Source organism: Nesterenkonia haasae (genome assembly GCF_010119385.1).
GTDB lineage: Bacteria > Actinomycetota > Actinomycetes > Actinomycetales > Micrococcaceae > Nesterenkonia > Nesterenkonia haasae.
Genome location: NZ_VFIE01000017.1, coordinates 151,966 through 169,027 on the forward strand (window position 1 = coordinate 151,966; position 17,062 = coordinate 169,027).

A 17,062-nucleotide genomic window follows, 5' to 3' on the forward strand; every position below is an offset into this window, starting at 1 on the left:
TTGACACGGCCACTGATAGAGGAGAGCAGGGACTGCAGATGGCCGATTTGACCATCAATGCCGATGACGTCCGCAACGCCTTGAACGAGTTCGCCGCGTCCTACGACCCGGGGAGTGCCGGGCGCACCGAGGTGGGGCGCGTGATCTCCGCGGCTGACGGTATTGCACGAGTTGAGGGTTTGCCCTCAACCATGTCGAACGAACTTCTTCGCTTCGAAGACGGCACCCTGGGCCTAGCCCAGAACCTCGACACCCGAGAAATTGGTGTTGTGGTCCTAGGCGCTTTTGCTGGTATCGAAGAGGGCCAGGAAGTGACCCGGACAGGAGAGGTCCTCTCTGTTCCAGTGGGTGATGAATTCCTGGGCCGTGTGGTTGATCCCCTGGGCGCTCCGATCGATGACTTGGGTGCCATCGAGGCGGAGTCTCGCCGTGCGCTGGAACTTCAGGCACCGTCGGTGGTGCAGCGGAAGTCAGTGCATGAGCCTCTCCAGACCGGTATCAAGGCTATTGACGCCATGATTCCGATTGGTCGTGGTCAGCGTCAGCTGATCATTGGAGACCGTCAGACTGGTAAGACTGCCATCGGTATCGACGCCATTCTCAACCAGAAGGCCAACTGGGAGTCCGGTGATGTGGACAAGCAGGTGCGCTGTATCTATGTGGCGGTCGGCCAGAAGGCCTCGACCATCGCCGCAGTTCGCCAGACATTGGCTGACCGCGGTGCTCTTGAGTACACCACGATTGTCGCCTCGCCGGCCTCTGACCCAGCAGGCTTCAAGTACCTCGCGCCATTTGCCGGTTCGGCTATCGGCCAGCACTGGATGTACGGCGGTAAGCACGTGCTGATCATTTTTGATGATCTCTCCAAGCAGGCTGAAGCGTACCGCGCCGTGTCGCTGCTGTTGCGTCGACCACCGGGACGTGAAGCTTTCCCCGGCGATGTCTTCTACTTACACTCACGTCTGCTCGAACGCTGCGCCAAGCTCTCGGACGAACTCGGCGCAGGGTCGATGACTGGGCTGCCGATCATCGAAACCAAGGCCAATGACGTCTCGGCGTACATCCCGACGAACGTCATCTCCATCACAGACGGTCAGATCTTCTTGCAGTCAGACCTGTTCAATGCGAACCAGCGACCTGCTGTGGATGTCGGCATCTCGGTGTCACGAGTTGGCGGTGCTGCGCAGGTAAAGGCTATGAAGAAGGTTTCGGGAACACTGAAGCTGGACCTCGCTCAGTACCGTGACATGCAGGCGTTCGCGATGTTCGCCTCTGACCTCGATCCGGCGACTCGTAAACAGCTGACACGCGGTGAACGGCAGACTGAGCTGCTCAAGCAGGCACAGTACACACCGTTCCCCGTTGAGGAGCAGGTTGTCTCCATCTGGGCAGGTGCCCAGGGCCACCTGGATGACGTGGAGTTGGCTGATATCAAGCGCTTCGAGGCAGAGTGGATTGAGCACCTGCGGCGGAAGACCGAGGTCCTGACTAACCTCGCCTCCAGCGGAAAGCTTGAGGACGACACGGTGAACACTCTTAATGGGGAAATCGAGACATTCAAGCGCAACTTCCACTCCGAAGGTGCAGAGTCGCTGGTCGGTAACGAAACCGCTGAGGCGCTCTCTGACGAGGACATCGAGCAGGAAGAGATCTCCACCTCCAAGTGAGTGTGGGCTGACTCTTCGACGTTGAACTAAGGGAAGGACAAGCATGGGAGCCCAGATCCGGGTCTATCGCCAGAAGATCGCATCGACGTCGTCGATGAAGAAGATTTTCAAGGCGATGGAGCTGATCGCGACCTCGCGAGTCGGCAAGGCACGCAGCCGTGCGCGAGCGGCCTCGCCTTACGCGGAGGCCATCACCCGTGCGGTGTCGGCCGTGGCTTCGCAGGACGATGTCGAGCATGTGCTCACGGAGAAGGTGGCGAATCCGCAGCGTGCGGCCGTGGTGATCATGGCCAGCGACCGCGGTCTCGCGGGTGCCTACTCCACGAATGTGCTGAAACGGTCGGAGTCGTTGCTGGCCCGTCTCGAGCAGGACAATATTGAGGCGCGTCCCTACCTTTATGGACGTAAGGCTCAGGCCTTCTACGACTTCCGAAACCGTGAGTACGACCAGGTGTGGACCGGCCAGACGGATGCACCCGCAGTGGTGCGGGCCCGGGAGATCGGTCAGACCTTGGTGGATCAGTTCGTGGAGCCCTATGAGTCCGGCGGTGTGGACGAGATTTATCTGGTCTTCACCGAGTTCAAATCGATGGTGACACAGGAACCGGTGGTCAAGCGGCTGCTGCCCCTGTCCGTCGTTGAGTCTGAAGAAGGCACCGGTGCAGAGCCGATGCCGCTTTACGATTTCGAGCCCTCAGCAGAAGAAGTGTTGGACGCGCTGCTGCCTAAGTACATCGAGTCCCGCATATTCTCCGCCATGCTGGAGGCTTCGGCTTCTGAGCTGGCAGCACGCCAGAAGGCCATGAAGTCCGCAGCCGACAATGCCGACGAGCTGATCCGTAAGTACACGCTGCTGCGGAACAATGCACGCCAGGCAGAAATCACCCAGGAGCTCACCGAGCTCATCGCCGGTGCCGACGCGCTGGCGTCGTCGTAAGAAAGTGAGAGAGATGACTGCCACTACTGCAGAACAGCCCACAGGGGCCGTGCAGCCCGGCGCGACCGGTAGGATCGCCCGTGTCATCGGCCCGGTGGTGGACATTGAGTTCCCCGCCGACGCGATTCCGGCAATGTATAACGCGCTCACCGCGGAGCTGACGCTCGGCGGAGAGACCAAGACCGTCACCTTCGAGGTTGCCGCCCACCTGGGAGACAACCTCATCCGCGCCATCTCGCTGAAGGCGGCCGACGGTCTGGTTCGCGGCGCCCCTGTTCACGACAGCGGTGCGCCCATCTCGGTGCCGGTCGGCGACTCGGTTAAGGGACACCTCTTCAATGTCCTCGGCGAGACCTTGGACATGCCCACAGAGTCCCTGGAGATTGAGGACCGGTGGCCCATCCACCGTGAGGCCCCGAACTTCGCCGCTCTGGAAGGCTCCACTGAGATGCTGGAAACGGGCATCAAGGTGATTGACCTTCTCACCCCATACATCAACGGCGGAAAGATCGGCCTGTTCGGTGGCGCTGGCGTCGGCAAGACTGTGCTCATCCAGGAGATGATCACCCGTGTGGCCCGCAACTTCGGCGGCACCTCCGTCTTTGCCGGTGTGGGAGAGCGGACCCGTGAGGGCAACGACCTCTGGGTGGAGATGGAAGAGGCTGGCGTTCTCAAAGACACCGCCCTGGTCTTCGGCCAAATGGACGAGCCACCTGGAACGCGTCTTCGCGTGGCGCTTTCAGCGCTCACCATGGCTGAGTACTTCCGTGATGTGAAGAATCAGGATGTGCTTCTCTTCATTGACAACATCTTCCGATTCTCCCAGGCCGGTATGGAGGTTTCCACACTGCTGGGCCGCATGCCCTCCGCAGTGGGTTACCAGCCCAACCTGGCTGATGAGATGGGCGTCCTGCAGGAACGCATTACCTCCACTCGAGGCCACTCCATCACCTCGATGCAGGCGGTCTATGTCCCGGCCGATGACTACACCGACCCGGCACCGGCCAACGTCTTCGCACACCTGGATGCCACCACGGAGCTGTCCCGGGCGATCGCATCGCGTGGCCTGTACCCGGCGGTGGACCCGCTGACCTCGACCTCGCGCATCCTGGATCCGCAGTACATCGGACAGGAGCACTACGACTGCGCCACCCGGGTCAAGCAGATCCTGCAGAAGAACAAGGAACTGCAGGACATCATCGCGATCCTGGGCATCGATGAGCTCGGCGAAGAGGACAAGATCGTCGTCTCCCGAGCTCGCCGTATTGAGCAGTTCCTGTCGCAGAACACCTACACTGCGGTGCAGTTCACCGGTGTGGAAGGCTCCACTGTGCCGATCAAGGACACCATTGAAGGCTTCAACGCCATCGCTAACGGTGACCTTGACCATGTCCCCGAGCAGGCCTTCTACAACATCGGCGGCCTGGATGACGTGGAGCGTAAGTACGCCGAGATGCAGAAGCAGGGCTGATCCTGATGGCGACTCTTGACGTACAGGTTGTTGCGACCGACCACGCCGTGTGGTCAGGTGAGGCAAAGTCGCTGACCGGACGCACTATCGAGGGTGACATCGGGATCCTTCCCGGGCACACACCTGTGCTTGCTCTCTTAGCTGAGGGAGACCTCATCATCGAGCCAGTCGAAGGGGGAACAGTGAAGGCCCACGTCAAGGGAGGGTTCTTCTCCGTTGACTCTGACAAGGTCACCGTGGTCGCCGACGAAGCTGATGTGTCGGGTTAACCCGAGCAACTCTCTTTCGCTGTCACAGCTGATGGCCCCGGCACATGCCGGGGCCATCAGCGTTCTACTTGACGTCCTGCGCGGCGTTGTCCGGTAGGATCAGTCACCGTGCGATTAGTGATTGCCAGTTGCTCAGTCAACTACTCTGGACGTTTGAATGCTCACCTGGCGCTGGCCAAGCGGCTCATCATGGTCAAAGCCGACGGCGCTGTACTCATCCACTCTGACGGTGGTTCATATAAACCGCTCAACTGGATGTCGCCCCCCGCGGTGTTGCGAGTAACAGAACCTGATGAGCACCAAAGCAAGGCTGGGATTGAACAAGTCTGGACAGTCTCGGCAGAAAAGTCGGATGACCAGCTCAGCATTCTCATTTCCGAAGTCCACCACGAGATATCTCATGAGCTGGGCGCGGACCCGGGTCTGGTCAAGGACGGAGTCGAGGCCGACTTGCAGCGCCTCCTTGCTGAGCAGATTGAGCGTCTTGGTGACGGACATACACTCATTCGCAGAGAACACGCGACGCCCATCGGTCCAGTGGACATTCTGGCGAAGGGCCCCAGCGGGGTTGTCGCGGTGGAACTCAAGAGGCGCGGCGATATCGATGGTGTCGAGCAACTGTCGCGCTACCTGGAGCTCTTGAACCGCGACCCGCTCCTCTCACCAGTCGCAGGTGTCTTTGCCGCCCAGCAAATCAAACCACAGGCTCGCACGCTTGCCGAAGACCGGGGGATCCGCTGCGTTGTCCTGGACTACGAAGACATGAAAGGTGAGGAGTCTGGCGCACCTCGTCTTTTCTGACGTGCAACTGGGGACCTGTTGAGAGACTTACCCGGAAATCCGCCAACAGTGGGTGTGCCAGTGTCTACGCTCGGAAGCGGCACTGTCATCGCCGAATATCCAGTCCGCTCTCCAAGCCACCACATGAGCGGTACCCGCCCCGATTCTCAGGCCACACCCCGGACAGATGTACTCTTTCGAAGCCGCCGCACCGGAGATATGCCGGACGAAGTACTCCCCGTCCCGGCGCTTCACGCGTCCTGAGGTGATGCCGCCGGGCATTACCGAGTGGGTGCTCAGTGGACGGTGCTCCTGCTGCCATTTGGACCCACCGCGACGTCGTCCTTTTCCCTTTCCCACACGGTCATTCTTGCAGAGTGGTGGGTGGTGTTGAGGACCACGTCGGAGATCCTTATGTGCTCGGGCCTAGCCCGTAGAGCTCAATCGGTCTACCTCTTGCCGTGTAGGTGATGGCCGTGCTTACTCTGAGGGTGTACCCGTCCATCAGCGGGAGTGTCCTGGGTCTTCCGGAACCTCCGCCGGTCGGGCCGCCTTCTACAGTGACGTTGTCCAGGTGCACCAGAGGTTGGAGGAAATCTTCGGCTGCTGAGTACGTCATGGAGTCCACGAGTAGCCGAATGTGGTGGAGTCTGGGCAGGCAGGGTTCGGGCTCTAGCCACAAGGGGTAGTGCCCTGACATCGACCCGCGACCGGTCGAGTACTGGATGCTGCCATACTCGCCCGGCTCTCGGATCAGGAGACGGCGACATGCATCCGCTGCCACCAGACTCCCACCCGTGTTTCCGCGCAGGTCGAGTACCACCGACGGCTCATCTCTGAGGCGCCCCAGCTCCTCGAAGAGCAGAGGAGCAGTTGTCCGATCAAAACGCGCGATGCGCAGCGTTGACCCTCTCCTCTGGACGGCCGGGGTGGGCGGTGGGGGAAACTCTTCCCACTCCGTCGCCCCACCCTGCGCGTCGCGTGCGCGAAACGTGCGGGGGGTTGTGGGGGTGGCCATGAAGCGCCGCGCGGCAACTTCGGCGTGCTGTTGCCGTGAGGCCCCCGTGGTTGCCAACCACAGGAGCGGATCGTCTACGACCACGAACCAACCGGGGCGAACTCCAGCGAGGTACGCGGATGAGCCTTCAGGGACGCTGAGAAGTCTGGCGCCGAGGGCCGTCATCTCAGCACGATACGGCGGGTGGCATAAGCTGCCTGGAGCTCGCACGGCGGTGTGTGCATCGCCAAGTTCCGCAACCCAACGCTGAGCCGTGCACCAGAATGCGGCTCCGCTCAGCGAATCTATGTCAGAGTAGCGGGAACTGATCCTGTCCCACTGGAGCTCACGCAGAGCGAAGTACGGGTAGGTGGTCGCGATTTCGGAAGATATTCTCTCAGCTACCTCGGCGTAAGTTCTGGCTTCTGAGTACTGGACGGAGGAGGCAGTCGAGCGAGCGAGGCTGTGTAACAGCTGGAGCGTCTCGATGAGGTCTCCCGGATGGCGCACTCGGCTCGTTAACCGGAGGTTCGCAGTGTCGGCGTGAAGTGAAGAGGCGCAGACGTCAGGTTCGACCGAGACCTGCCAGACGTTCCGATGGGTCTGACGTGGTGTGACAAGCTCCAACGGCTGACCGAGGACGGCTTCGAACTCCCGGCGTTCAAGCTTCAGAAGCGGAATCAGCCTGTCCGCGCCCGGAATGCCCAGGATCTCAAGGTGCACAGTCTGATCGAAATTCGGAAGGACCATCCTCTGAGACTATGGGAGGACGTGAACAGACATATCACTGAAAAAAGGCTGGATTGTAACCATATCGTTATCTTCTGTATCCTAGAGAGCTGGACATTCATGTGCAGGGCTCGAAAAGCCCCGCTCCGCTAATTCTAAGGACAACACCCCAGTGCGATTCGTTTACGCCATCATTGCTTTCGTTGCCGGTTTGGCACTGCTCGGCCTGGGCATCCACCAGCTGACCGCTGAGACGGAGGAGACTCACGTTGTGGAGACTGAAGGGTCCGAAGACGCGCCCTTCACCGTGATTACAAACGACGTGGTCGACGCCGAGGCCGGCCGCGATGAATTCACCATTGAGGCGGAAGGCGAATACCTAATCGCCGTAGGCCGAACCCAAGACATCGAAGCATGGCTCGACGACGCCGCCCATAATCGCATCACCGGCTTCGAATCCTCTGAGGATGCTGCGGAGCCATCGCGGATTACTGCCGAATTCATTGACGGGGAGACGGACGTTCCTGACCCCACCGACTCCGACCTGTGGGTGAGCGTGGAGAGCGCCGAGGGCGAGATGCCCTATCGCTGGGACACTCCCGATGAGGAGGGCGAATGGGCGCTTCTCCTTTACCGGGAGGGCGGTGAAGCGGCACCTGCTTCTATTACGGCCACCGAAACAGTCACCTACTCACATACCGGTGGAGTTGCGCTGCTCATCAGCGGATCACTGATCATTCTCCTGGCGCTCGGGCTCTTCTACTGGGCTGTCGGTGCACCGCGTCGCAGGAAGAAGGCGGCAGCGGCAGCGGCAGCCTCATCTGCACCCGCGACTGAAGCGGCGCACACTCCAGAGCCCAGGCCCAGCGAATCGTTCACTCCTGCAGAGGATGATGAGACACAAGAATTCGTACCGGCGTCGACAACACCTCTGACAGACAACACCTCTGAGGTTCCCGGGCAGACGGATTCTGCACCATCGGACGAAGACCAAGACTTTGACGACGAAGACGACGACGAGGACACGGATCCCATGGACACTCCGGATCATTCCGCTCCAGCAGCACAGGAGAACAGTGAGAAGCTGTCCGGCTGGGCCCAGGACCTCCGCGACCGACTCGGTGGAGGGCGATCCCCGTTCGCGATCGTGCTCGCCGTGCTAGTCGCTCTCGCCTCCGGATTGGGACTGGCCGGCCCGGCACATGCTGATGAGGATGAAGACGATCCTGAGGCTGACTCGGAACAGACCGATGATGACACAGACGACTCGGCTGAAGATGCCGATGAAGAGAACGACGTTCAGCAAGACGATCCAGCAGATGTGGACGTGGAAGACCTCGAGGATGAGGACGGAGAACACGGTGACACCGGCGTCGAAGGTGAAGTGCCTTCGGAGGGATATTCCGTACTGCTGAGTTCTCAGCTGGACAGCATCATGGAGGACATCGCCCAAACAGTGGAACGTGGCGATGAGGAACGCGATACCGAACTTCTCGAGGACCGCGTGGCCGGGGACGCTCTGGAATACCGTGAACTGGCCTACCGCAACAATGATCTGGCAGAAACCTCAATGCCGGCACCTATCGGTACCGAGGTTCTTTCTGCGGCTGTCACCGGAGACGCTGAGTTTCCGCGCCAAGCCGTGGTGATTGTGGAACATCCCGACACCGAGGTTCCGCAGGTGCTTGTCCTCGAACAGGCCTCTGCCAGGGAGAATTACAAGCTCATCCACACAGCGATGATGGCACCTGGTACAGAATTCCCGGCCCTTTCGCCTGAGCAGGGCGGCGTCTCCACTGCTTCACCTGGTGACGCCGAGGACTCTGGTACTCCCGCAGCTGCACTGCAGGGCGTTTCACAGTGGTTCGTTGATGAGGACCACGACTTCGGAGACCAGGTGGCCGAGAGCGTATACATCGACGCTCTGCATGAGTACCACGATGACCTCACTGAGGCTGCCGATGACACTGAAATCGAGTTCGACAATCCAGAAGTGGATTTGGAGAACGCTTCAGCCCTGGAACTTCCTGACGGCACCGTAGTGGTCGCCGGCTCGTTCGATATGACCATGGATATGTCCCCGCTCGGCGATGGTGACACCATTTTCCTGGAACATGACCTGGTAGTTGAAATTGTTGGCACGGACTGGACCACCTTCCCCACTCGCATCACCTCGCGCGAGTTCGTTGTGCTTCACATCCCGCCGGAGGACTCCGAGGATGAGGTTGTACTCGTAGGAGTGGACAACCTCATCTCTGATGCGTCGATCAACACTCCAGAGTGGTTCGACGACTACTAGAACGCAGTGAGACTGGAACGGTAGGATGGCAAGCAATGAATGACAATCCCTCAGCCAATGACCGTTCCGTCAACGCTCACGGCGCAGTAGATCTCTCTGGCCTGGCGGAAGAATCAGCTCCAGCGCCTCGAACCGACCAGCAGTCTCCTGGCACGCAGGACTCCTGGGTGGTTGCCGTCGCGCCGCAGCAACTGCAGCAGATCGTCCAACTCTCAGCCCAAGTGCCGGCCCTGGTACTCATACACGGCGATGACGTCACCTCGGAGCAATTCGTCTCCACGTTGGAGAAGGCAGTCGACGCTCATCAGGGGCGTATTGTGATGGCAACCATCAATGCCGCCTCGGCTCCGGAAATCGCCGAACAGGCGGGGAAACTTCCCGTCGTGACCGCCTTCCTCTCAGGTCAGCCCATTGGCGAGTTCGACTCCTCAGCTCCGGTTGACCAGCTTTCTGAGGTTGTCGGACAGATCCTTCAACTGGCGACGCAGAACGGTGTGACTGGAACCGTCCCCCCGCAGTCTCAGCGCGGAGGTCAGGAGCAAGAGGCGGAGCCTGAGTTGCCGCCATTGCATCGCAAAGCCCATGAAGCACTCGAGAGCGGTGATTACGACGGAGCGGCTGATGCCTTTGCAGAGGCTCTCAAGGAGAAACCCGATGACGCCGAAGCGAAGTTGGGACTCGCTCGGGTTCAGCTCATGAAGCGAACGCAAGATGTCGATGTAGCGGCAGTGCGTCAGCGCGCAGCGGACAATATGGATGATGTGCAGGCTCAGACAGACGTCGCGGATGTCGACGTTCTAGGCGGTCATGTTGAAGACGCTTTCCAACGTCTCATCAGGTACATCCAAACGCACCCGGGTGAGGGTCGAGAAACGGCACGGAAGCACCTGGTGGAACTCTTCAGCATCGTAGGTGACCAGGATCCGCGGGTCGCAACGGCTCGTAAGAAGCTAGCAACAGCACTTTTCTAATTGCCCGGCCAACTAGTCAGAGCCGGTGCCGCCCTCGTCGGCACCCAGTGCCTCCGCCTGGTCGATAGGTAGACACTCACGATCCTGCTCAATTTCCTGCACTGGGCCTGACAGTGCGGCCTGGACATCCATCATGCTGGACTCGCTGATGTAGTCCTGGTCCAGCAGAAGCTCCACCGACGGTGTACGGCCGAAGCTGATCAGTTGGGTGTGATCCTCATGTTCGATCCATACCCAATCCACACCAGCTGGAGATACGCAGGGGTGCTCCGTGGGTCCTATCGGCTCGACGCCGCAGCGAAGCACAACTGCCGCAGGGTCACCCCAGGCTGCGGTCGCCTGCGATGTCGTCCGGCGCTGCTCGAAGTCCCCGACCTGCTCCGGAAGCGTCAGCATCACGTCTGCGCAGTCGGGATGATGGGCTTCAGGAGCCGCCTCCACCGATGTCGTGGAGGCGCATCCCGTCAGCCCCAACAGGATCGCTGACGCTGCACACACCAGCGCGTGCCGGTGTGTCGCAGGCCTGAGGGAAAACTTTCGAAGCACGTGTCCTATTCTGGAGGAATAATCGACAAGGTGCTATTTGCATCATTCGCGCTATCAGGAGAATGCCCATGACCACTGCCGGCCCCGCCGACCAGTTCTTCACCTACGAGGATGGCGAGCAGCCGCGTCGCCCCAAGCGTCGAGGTTCACGGTGGATACTCGGAGGCGCTGCAACGCTGGTGATCCTGGCGCTGCTTGCGGCAGGCGTGTACTTATTCACCCTCCAGCGGTCCTACGGGGAAAATGTGACGCATTTCCCCGAAGGCGACCCTGACTCAGACTCCATCGGTCTGGCAGAGGAGGAGCGTCCCGACGATACTGAGGCCACCACTGTTCTTCTTCTGGGCACCGACGCTGGTGGTGGGTCCGGCGAGGATGAGGATCTTCCCCGAGTTCCCGGAGGAGGCCGAAGTGACACCATGATGCTGGTCAACATTCCCGAATCAGGTGACTCCGTTCAGGTGATTTCGATACCTCGCGATCTTTGGGTGGAAATCCCCGGTGGCTACGGATGGCACAAAGTCAACGCGGGACTGGCACTCGGAGGAGACCAGGGCCACTGGCTGGCAAGGGCGACCATTGAAGATCTGCTGGACGTGCGCATCGACCATGTGGCCGCCGTGGATCTGCTCGGATTCGTGGGGCTCGTGGAAGAAATCGGCGGGGTGCGTGTCAACTCTGGGTACTCGGAACCGTTCACCACGTCGGACGGCTACACGTTCACACCGGGGGAGCAGTTCATGGACGCCGACCAGGCCCTGAGCTTCGTAAGACACCGAAGCAGCTTTCCGGACGGTGACCTGCAGCGTATTCGAAACCAGCAGGCGTTCATTCGCGCGGTGGTCGAACAGTCCGCCTCTCCGTCCAATCTCGCCAATCCGCTCCAGGCCAATGACATGGTCTCCACTTTTGCTTCACACATGATGACTGATGCGGATCTGACTGCCACTCGGGCAGCGTCGTTGGTGTGGGACGCCCGGGGTGCAACTGGCGACATCCAGTTCACCACGCTTCCCGACGGAGGTTCAGGCACGTCCCCGGACGGTCAATGGATCTGGAATCAGGACACCGAAGCCCAGGCTGAAATCTCGCAAGCTCTGCGGGACGGCACGCTCAGTGAATACCTCGAAGACTAAGTTCCCAGAGTAGTGAACAATAGTGTGCTGAGCCACCAGGGTGCATCACCGTTCTAAGGGAGTCTGCAGTGAGAGGCAAGGTCAAGGGATCCGCAGCGGTTCGTCGCTGGTTCGCAACGGCTGAGGACGCTCTGGAAACGCACCGGGCCCGGCTGGACCTGCTCAATGTGTACCCCGTGGCCGACTCAGACACCGGATCCAACATGCTAGCCACGATAAGGGCCAGCCGAGCCGCAGTGGAGAGCTCTGATCAGGAAGACCTAGGCGCACTGCTGGCGGCGGCCGGGGCTCGAGCGATGGGCTCAGCTCAGGGGAACTCCGGAACCCTGCTTGCGGTATTGATTAGCGGTTTCGCCGAGCCGTTGAGTGGTCAGGAGCGGCTCACAGTCAACGCGCTGAGTCGCGGCCTTGACCGGGCGAGCCTGCGCGGATGGTCCGCACTGTCCCAGCCGGTTCCGGGCACGATGCTCTCCGTGCTCGATGCAGCCCGGGATCAGGCTCGTGCCTGTGCATCGGCCGCTGTCGCCCCAGACTCCCGCGCCGCTGTCGAGGAGGCTCTGCCCCGGGTCGTCGTGGCTGCCCGGGAGGCTGTGGCTGGAACCGAACACCAGTTGCCTGAACTCTCCCAAGCGGGCGTCGTGGACTCCGGCGGACTTGGATTGCTGCTGGTGCTGGCCGCGCTTTCCGCCACAGTCCGTGCCGAACAGGTTGACGATCACCTCCTACACGGGCTCTCCGGATGGGACGCGGCACTCAAGCCCAGCGCATATCCGACGCCCTCGGATTACTGCGCGTGCAAAGAAAGCACGAACGACGAACCGCTCAGTGGGGTGGAGCTGATGTGCACTGTGCGGCTCAATCCGCTTAAAGCAGCGGAACTCCGGCACCGGCTTGACGAGTTGGGCGAATCGGTGATCATTACACCCATCGGCTCTGAGGCAGATCAGGACGGCAATCTGCGGTGGCGCATCCACGTCCACACCGAACAGCCGGATGCCACACTAGAAGCTGTGCGAACTTCCGGTCCTCTAGAGGACAGCTCCACCACTCCGCTGAGCCGATGAATACGATCCTGCCTGAGACTGCCATAGAGCGAGTTCTCGGAAAAGAGGCCAAGCGGCTCGACAAGGCACTCGACATCCGAACAGTTCAGCAGCTTTTAGAGCATTTTCCCCGCCGCTACATTGATGCCAATGCACTCTCGGACTTCCGGGAGCTCGGTGAGGGCGAACACGTCACATTTATGGCAGTGGTGACCCGCAGCAGCCAACGGTCGTTCCAGCGGCGTCGTGGGTTCATCGTGGAGGTCACTGTCGAAGATAGTCACGGCAGCCCCCTGCGTATGGCCTTTTTCAACGGATACCAGGCTCGGAAGGAACTCCTCCCGGGGGTGCGGGCCCTGTTCCACGGAAAAGTGACCACCTTCAATGGACAACTGACACTGAACAATCCGGCGTACGACATCCACTCCGCTCGCGAGGACGCAGCTGGTCACTCACCTGCTGAGCCGGCACTCTCCAGCGGTCCGATGGCTCTCTACCCCGCAAACCGGCACATCACCAGCTGGGAGATCAGGAGGGGAATCACCGCTCTCTTCGATGTGATCGACTTCAGCTTGTGGCCCGACGCGGTCCCGGCCCCGATTGCCCAGGCAGAGGCTCTGCCGGAGCTTGGGACGGCCTACCGGAAGGTGCACCTGCCGGCCGTCCATGGAGAGCACACTGAGGGTCTGAAACGCTTCCAACTACAGGAAGCCCTGATGATGCAAGGAGTGCTCCATCGCCGGCGCCTACAAGCGTCGCGATTCGCTGGAACGGCTATGCCGGTGGCTGAGGATGGGCTGCGCACGGCATTTGACGCTCAGCTGCCTTTCGACCTGACCGATGGCCAGAAGCGCAGTGGGGAACTGATCGCCCACGATTTGGCTCAATCCAGTCCCATGAACCGCCTCCTTCAGGGTGAAGTGGGATCCGGAAAGACCCTAGTAGCGCTGAGGGCTATGCTCCAGGTTGCTGACGCGGGAGCCCAATCGGTGCTGGTTGCGCCAACGGAAGTGCTCGCCACTCAGCATTTCCGCTCGCTCAGCAGATCTTTGGGCGCGTTGGCCGAACAGCCACTGCCTGGAGAGCCCCCGAACTCATCGAAACAGAACGTGAAGCTCACGCTGCTCACCGGGTCCCAACGTCCAGCGGAACGAAAGCAGGCCCTCCTGGACATCGCCTCGGGGCAAGCAGACATCGTGGTGGGCACCCACGCGGTCCTCAGCAAAACTGTCCAGTTCGCGCAGCTGGGGCTGGTGGTGATTGACGAACAGCACAGGTTCGGGGTCGAGCAGCGCAGTGCGCTGCGGGAACGTTTCGCTCCCACTCCACACATGCTGGTCATGTCGGCTACTCCCATTCCGCGGTCAGTCGCGATGACCGTCTTCGGTGATTTGGAGCTGACCGTTCTTGACGGTCTGCCAGGAGGCCGCAGCCCAATCGAAACACACCTGGTACCGACCATGCGGGGACCGGCTTGGATCCAGCGAGTATGGGAGCGAGTTGCCGAACAGGTGCATGCGGGACACCAGGTATATGTGGTCTGTCCGCGGATCACCAGCTCCGCGCCGAGCGCCCAAGAGGTCGACCGCCAATTGGAGTTTCGGTTCGGTCTGCTGCCCGGTCAGCAGCAGACCGTCCTCGCTGCACAGTCGGACCAGGGCCCGTCGGCAGGCACCCCGATCACCCGGGAATGGGCTGAGGCGTTCGTGTCACAGGACGCCTCAGTGGAGCTCATCGCGGAGCGTCTGGCAACCAATGCTCAGCTCGCTGGTGCTCATCTGGAATCTCTCCACGGCCAGCTGCCCGCGGAGGCGATATCCGAGACTATGTCCCGGTTCGAGGCCGGTCAGATCGATGTGTTGGTGGCTACCACAGTGGTCGAGGTCGGGGTGGATGTTCCCAACGCCACCACCATGGTTATTCTGGACGCAGAGTCCTTCGGAATGTCGACGCTTCATCAGCTCAGGGGCCGTATAGGACGGGGGACCACCTCGTCGAATCTTTGCCTTCTGGTCACCCGAATGCCGGAGAGCCACCCCTCTGTGGAACGTCTGCGCCAGGTGGCGGAGCATCGTGATGGGATGGAACTTGCCCGCCTAGATATGGCCAGGCGTCGCGAGGGTGATGTTCTCGGGGCAAGCCAGTCGGGAAAAGTCAGCTCACTGAAGCATCTGCGGATACTGCGTGATGAAGACCTCATCATCCGGGCCGCTGAGCACATCACAGTTCTCAGTGCGGCGGACCCCACGTGGCGCTCTGCCCCCGAGCTGGCCTCAGCGGTGGAAGAGTGGGAGCAGGAGCACGACGACGCCGCCGAGTACGTCAGTCAGGGATAAGGTGCAGAGACATCACGAGAGCCTCAGACGGGAAGCGAGTGAACGGTGGCACGCATCATTGCCGGCACGCATAAGGGACGCAGAATCTTAGCCGTCCCCGGAACCGGGACACGACCCACGAGTGACCGGGTCAAGGAATCACTGTTTTCACGCCTCGAAGGGTACGACGCGCTTGTGGATGCAGTCGTCGTCGATGTGTTCGCAGGCTCAGGGGCCCTCGGGCTGGAAGCCATCAGTCGCGGGGCGCGACGCCTGGAGGTCGTGGACGTGGCCGAGTCCGCGTATCGGACACTGACAAAGAACGCTGCCCTGTTCGCCGAAACGAACAGCGGAGGGACACAGCACGCAGATCCGGTCCAGGTGCACAAAGCTCAGGCGTTGCGCTATCTCAAGTCTCGTCAGGGCGACCCCATCGAGCTACTGTTCCTGGATCCGCCATACAGTTTGGACGAGCAGGAGTTGGCGAAGGTACTCGAGGCCGCAGCGCCGCAGCTTCATCCGGCCGCCACGGTGGTGGTCGAACGTGACGCGCGCTCTCCCGAGCCCGCTTGGCCGGCCACACTCCGGCGATTCCATGAGAAGAGTTATGGATCGACCCGCATATGGCTGGCAGAACCGCAATGAGTGACTCGACATCCACGTAGACTTGCTCCTGTGCGCATCGTCTATATCCATCAGCATTTCAACTTCCCCTGGGAGCCAGGTTGGCAGCGTCCGTGGCAGTTCGCTCGCCGGCTGGCCAGGGCGGGTCATGAGGTGACCGTCATCTGCGGCGGACGTGAAGCTGCCCGCCGCCGCCTTGACGGTGTCGAGGTCCGCAGGCTCGCCGTGCCCTATGAGAATGCGATGGCGTTCGGTCAACGAGTGCGTTCCTTCATCTCCTTCATGACCCGGGCCAGCTGGTTCGCATCCAAAGTCAAGGCGGATGTCGTGTTCGCTTCCTCCACACCACTGACCACCGCTGTGCCAGGCATGATCGCTTCGACAATCCGACGGGCACCGTTCGTCTTCGAAGTCCGCGACCTGTGGCCAGAAGCTCCCGTGGCGTTGGGTTTCCTGAAGAATCGGGGAGCTATCTGGGCTGCTGAGAAGCTGGAGAAGGCCGCATACCGGTCAGCTGACCATGTCATCGCCCTGTCACCCGGCATGGAAGCCGGTGTGAAGCGGGTCTGGCCCAAAGTCGGCACCACAGTGGTGCCTAATGCCTCCGATGTGGAGAACTTTGCCCCATCCCGGCACAGCCGCAGCGAGGTCCGCGCGGAGCTCGGATGGGCCGATGACGAGACCGTGCTCTTCTACGCCGGCAGCTTCGGTGTGACGTATGACGTGCCCTGGCTTATCCAACTCGCCGGCGAACTCCACCAGCGCGGCGAGAAGTTCCGTGTGGTCGCATACGGAGAAGGCGCCGACACTGAGAAGTGCCGAAGGGTCGCCAGCGGATTCGGGCTGAGTCCGTTACAGGTACTTCCCGGGAAGATTCCGCGCACGGAGATAGAACGGATGCTCCCGGCGGCCGATATCGCGGTTTCGACTCTGGTGGATAACCCGTCCTTGGAGATCAATTCCCTGAATAAGGTCTTCGACGCCCTGGCAGCCGCTCGTCCGGTGGTCTTCAACCATGCTGGGTGGCTTCCTGAGGTGCTCGCGGCGAACAATGCCGGGTGGCAGCTCTCTCGAAACCCGGCGACGGCAGCTGATCAACTTCTGGAAGGGATGCGTTCGGGGCTGATAGACGTCTCATCCGGCTCCCAGGCGGCGTTGGCCCTTGCGCAGCGAGAGTTCGACCGAGATTTGCTCTTTGACAAATTTCTCAGTGTGGTGGAGAACGCAGCGCGGCACCCGAGAACCCCAAACACGACGACGCCAAGCCAGGTGGGATGA

15 protein-coding genes are annotated in these 17,062 nt (G+C 60.9%); 12 read left to right on the forward strand and 3 right to left on the reverse strand.

All coding sequences use genetic code 11. From position 1 onward, the window contains the following. Positions 1 to 38: 38 nt before the first annotated feature. The 5 genes from atpA (at position 39) to nucS (ending at position 5,145) form a co-directional block, all read left to right on the forward strand. Positions 39 to 1,667, forward strand: coding sequence for a F0F1 ATP synthase subunit alpha (gene atpA, locus FH975_RS00825; protein ID WP_162319643.1), 1,629 nt, complete (start codon positions 39 to 41; stop codon positions 1,665 to 1,667). A gap of 43 nt (positions 1,668 to 1,710) precedes the next feature. Beyond that, entirely contained in the window at positions 1,711 to 2,604 is an 894-nt protein-coding gene (locus FH975_RS00830; RefSeq protein ID WP_162319644.1) for a F0F1 ATP synthase subunit gamma, read from the forward strand. 13 nt (positions 2,605 to 2,617) lie between these two features. Next, a complete protein-coding gene (gene atpD, locus FH975_RS00835) occupies positions 2,618 to 4,075 on the forward strand; it encodes a F0F1 ATP synthase subunit beta (protein WP_153077487.1) in 1,458 nt (485 codons plus the stop codon). Between the two features lie 5 nt (positions 4,076 to 4,080). Further along, positions 4,081 to 4,344 (forward strand): F0F1 ATP synthase subunit epsilon, encoded by a 264-nt coding sequence (locus tag FH975_RS00840; RefSeq protein ID WP_153077488.1) that lies wholly within the window; start codon positions 4,081 to 4,083, stop codon positions 4,342 to 4,344. A 108-nt stretch (positions 4,345 to 4,452) separates the two neighbouring features. After that, positions 4,453 to 5,145, forward strand: coding sequence for an endonuclease NucS (gene nucS / locus FH975_RS00845; protein WP_162319645.1), 693 nt, complete (start codon positions 4,453 to 4,455; stop codon positions 5,143 to 5,145). Between the two features lie 27 nt (positions 5,146 to 5,172). On the opposite strand, the gene FH975_RS00850 is transcribed toward nucS, so the two are convergent. Together FH975_RS00850 and FH975_RS00855 are read right to left on the reverse strand one after the other, a co-directional pair. After that, positions 5,173 to 5,484: a hypothetical protein gene (locus tag FH975_RS00850; RefSeq protein ID WP_328821715.1), complete on the reverse strand. Its 312-nt coding sequence runs from the start codon at positions 5,482 to 5,484 to the stop codon at positions 5,173 to 5,175. 52 nt (positions 5,485 to 5,536) lie between these two features. Next, positions 5,537 to 6,871 (reverse strand): S41 family peptidase, encoded by a 1,335-nt coding sequence (locus FH975_RS00855; protein WP_162319646.1) that lies wholly within the window; start codon positions 6,869 to 6,871, stop codon positions 5,537 to 5,539. A 151-nt stretch (positions 6,872 to 7,022) separates the two neighbouring features. On the opposite strand from FH975_RS00855, the gene FH975_RS00860 reads away from it, so the two are divergent. Then, the gene (locus tag FH975_RS00860; RefSeq protein ID WP_162319647.1) at positions 7,023 to 9,149 is read left to right on the forward strand and encodes a hypothetical protein; all 2,127 of its coding nucleotides are present in this window, start codon (positions 7,023 to 7,025) and stop codon (positions 9,147 to 9,149) included. Positions 9,150 to 9,184: 35 nt separating this feature from the next. Beyond that, positions 9,185 to 10,120 carry a co-chaperone YbbN gene (locus tag FH975_RS00865; RefSeq protein WP_162319648.1) on the forward strand — a complete coding sequence of 312 codons (936 nt, stop codon included), beginning with the start codon at positions 9,185 to 9,187 and terminating at the stop codon, positions 10,118 to 10,120. A 12-nt stretch (positions 10,121 to 10,132) separates the two neighbouring features. Here the strand turns inward: FH975_RS00865 and FH975_RS00870 are convergent, their stop codons facing one another. Continuing rightward, on the reverse strand, positions 10,133 to 10,666 hold the full coding sequence (locus FH975_RS00870; RefSeq protein WP_328821716.1) for a DUF3515 family protein: 534 nt from the start codon (positions 10,664 to 10,666) through the stop codon (positions 10,133 to 10,135). Positions 10,667 to 10,734: 68 nt separating this feature from the next. On the opposite strand from FH975_RS00870, the gene FH975_RS00875 reads away from it, so the two are divergent. From FH975_RS00875 to FH975_RS00895, 5 genes are all read left to right on the forward strand, one after another. After that, a complete protein-coding gene (locus tag FH975_RS00875; RefSeq protein ID WP_162319649.1) occupies positions 10,735 to 11,802 on the forward strand; it encodes an LCP family protein in 1,068 nt (355 codons plus the stop codon). Positions 11,803 to 11,870: 68 nt separating this feature from the next. Then, entirely contained in the window at positions 11,871 to 12,866 is a 996-nt protein-coding gene (locus FH975_RS00880; protein ID WP_162319650.1) for a DAK2 domain-containing protein, read from the forward strand. After that, positions 12,863 to 15,181 (forward strand): ATP-dependent DNA helicase RecG, encoded by a 2,319-nt coding sequence (locus FH975_RS00885; protein ID WP_162319651.1) that lies wholly within the window; start codon positions 12,863 to 12,865, stop codon positions 15,179 to 15,181. Before FH975_RS00880 ends, FH975_RS00885 begins: the two co-directional genes overlap by 4 nt. A 45-nt stretch (positions 15,182 to 15,226) precedes the next feature. After that, positions 15,227 to 15,805 (forward strand): 16S rRNA (guanine(966)-N(2))-methyltransferase RsmD, encoded by a 579-nt coding sequence (gene rsmD / locus FH975_RS00890; RefSeq protein ID WP_162319652.1) that lies wholly within the window; start codon positions 15,227 to 15,229, stop codon positions 15,803 to 15,805. Positions 15,806 to 15,835: 30 nt separating this feature from the next. Next, entirely contained in the window at positions 15,836 to 17,062 is a 1,227-nt protein-coding gene (locus FH975_RS00895; RefSeq protein WP_162319653.1) for a glycosyltransferase family 4 protein, read from the forward strand.

Bases quoted from the DNA above. Each gene is read 5' to 3' on its own strand.
- FH975_RS00840 (WP_153077488.1), top strand. From the start codon at position 4,081: ATGGCGACTCTTGACGTACAGGTTGTTGCGACCGACCACGCCGTGTGG.
- FH975_RS00830 (WP_162319644.1), top strand. From the start codon at position 1,711: ATGGGAGCCCAGATCCGGGTCTATCGCCAGAAGATCGCATCGACGTCG.
- atpD (WP_153077487.1), top strand. From the start codon at position 2,618: ATGACTGCCACTACTGCAGAACAGCCCACAGGGGCCGTGCAGCCCGGC.
- FH975_RS00855 (WP_162319646.1), bottom strand. From the start codon at position 6,871: ATGGTCCTTCCGAATTTCGATCAGACTGTGCACCTTGAGATCCTGGGC.
- FH975_RS00875 (WP_162319649.1), top strand. From the start codon at position 10,735: ATGACCACTGCCGGCCCCGCCGACCAGTTCTTCACCTACGAGGATGGC.
- FH975_RS00865 (WP_162319648.1), top strand. From the start codon at position 9,185: ATGAATGACAATCCCTCAGCCAATGACCGTTCCGTCAACGCTCACGGC.
- FH975_RS00885 (WP_162319651.1), top strand. From the start codon at position 12,863: ATGAATACGATCCTGCCTGAGACTGCCATAGAGCGAGTTCTCGGAAAA.
- atpA (WP_162319643.1), top strand. From the start codon at position 39: ATGGCCGATTTGACCATCAATGCCGATGACGTCCGCAACGCCTTGAAC.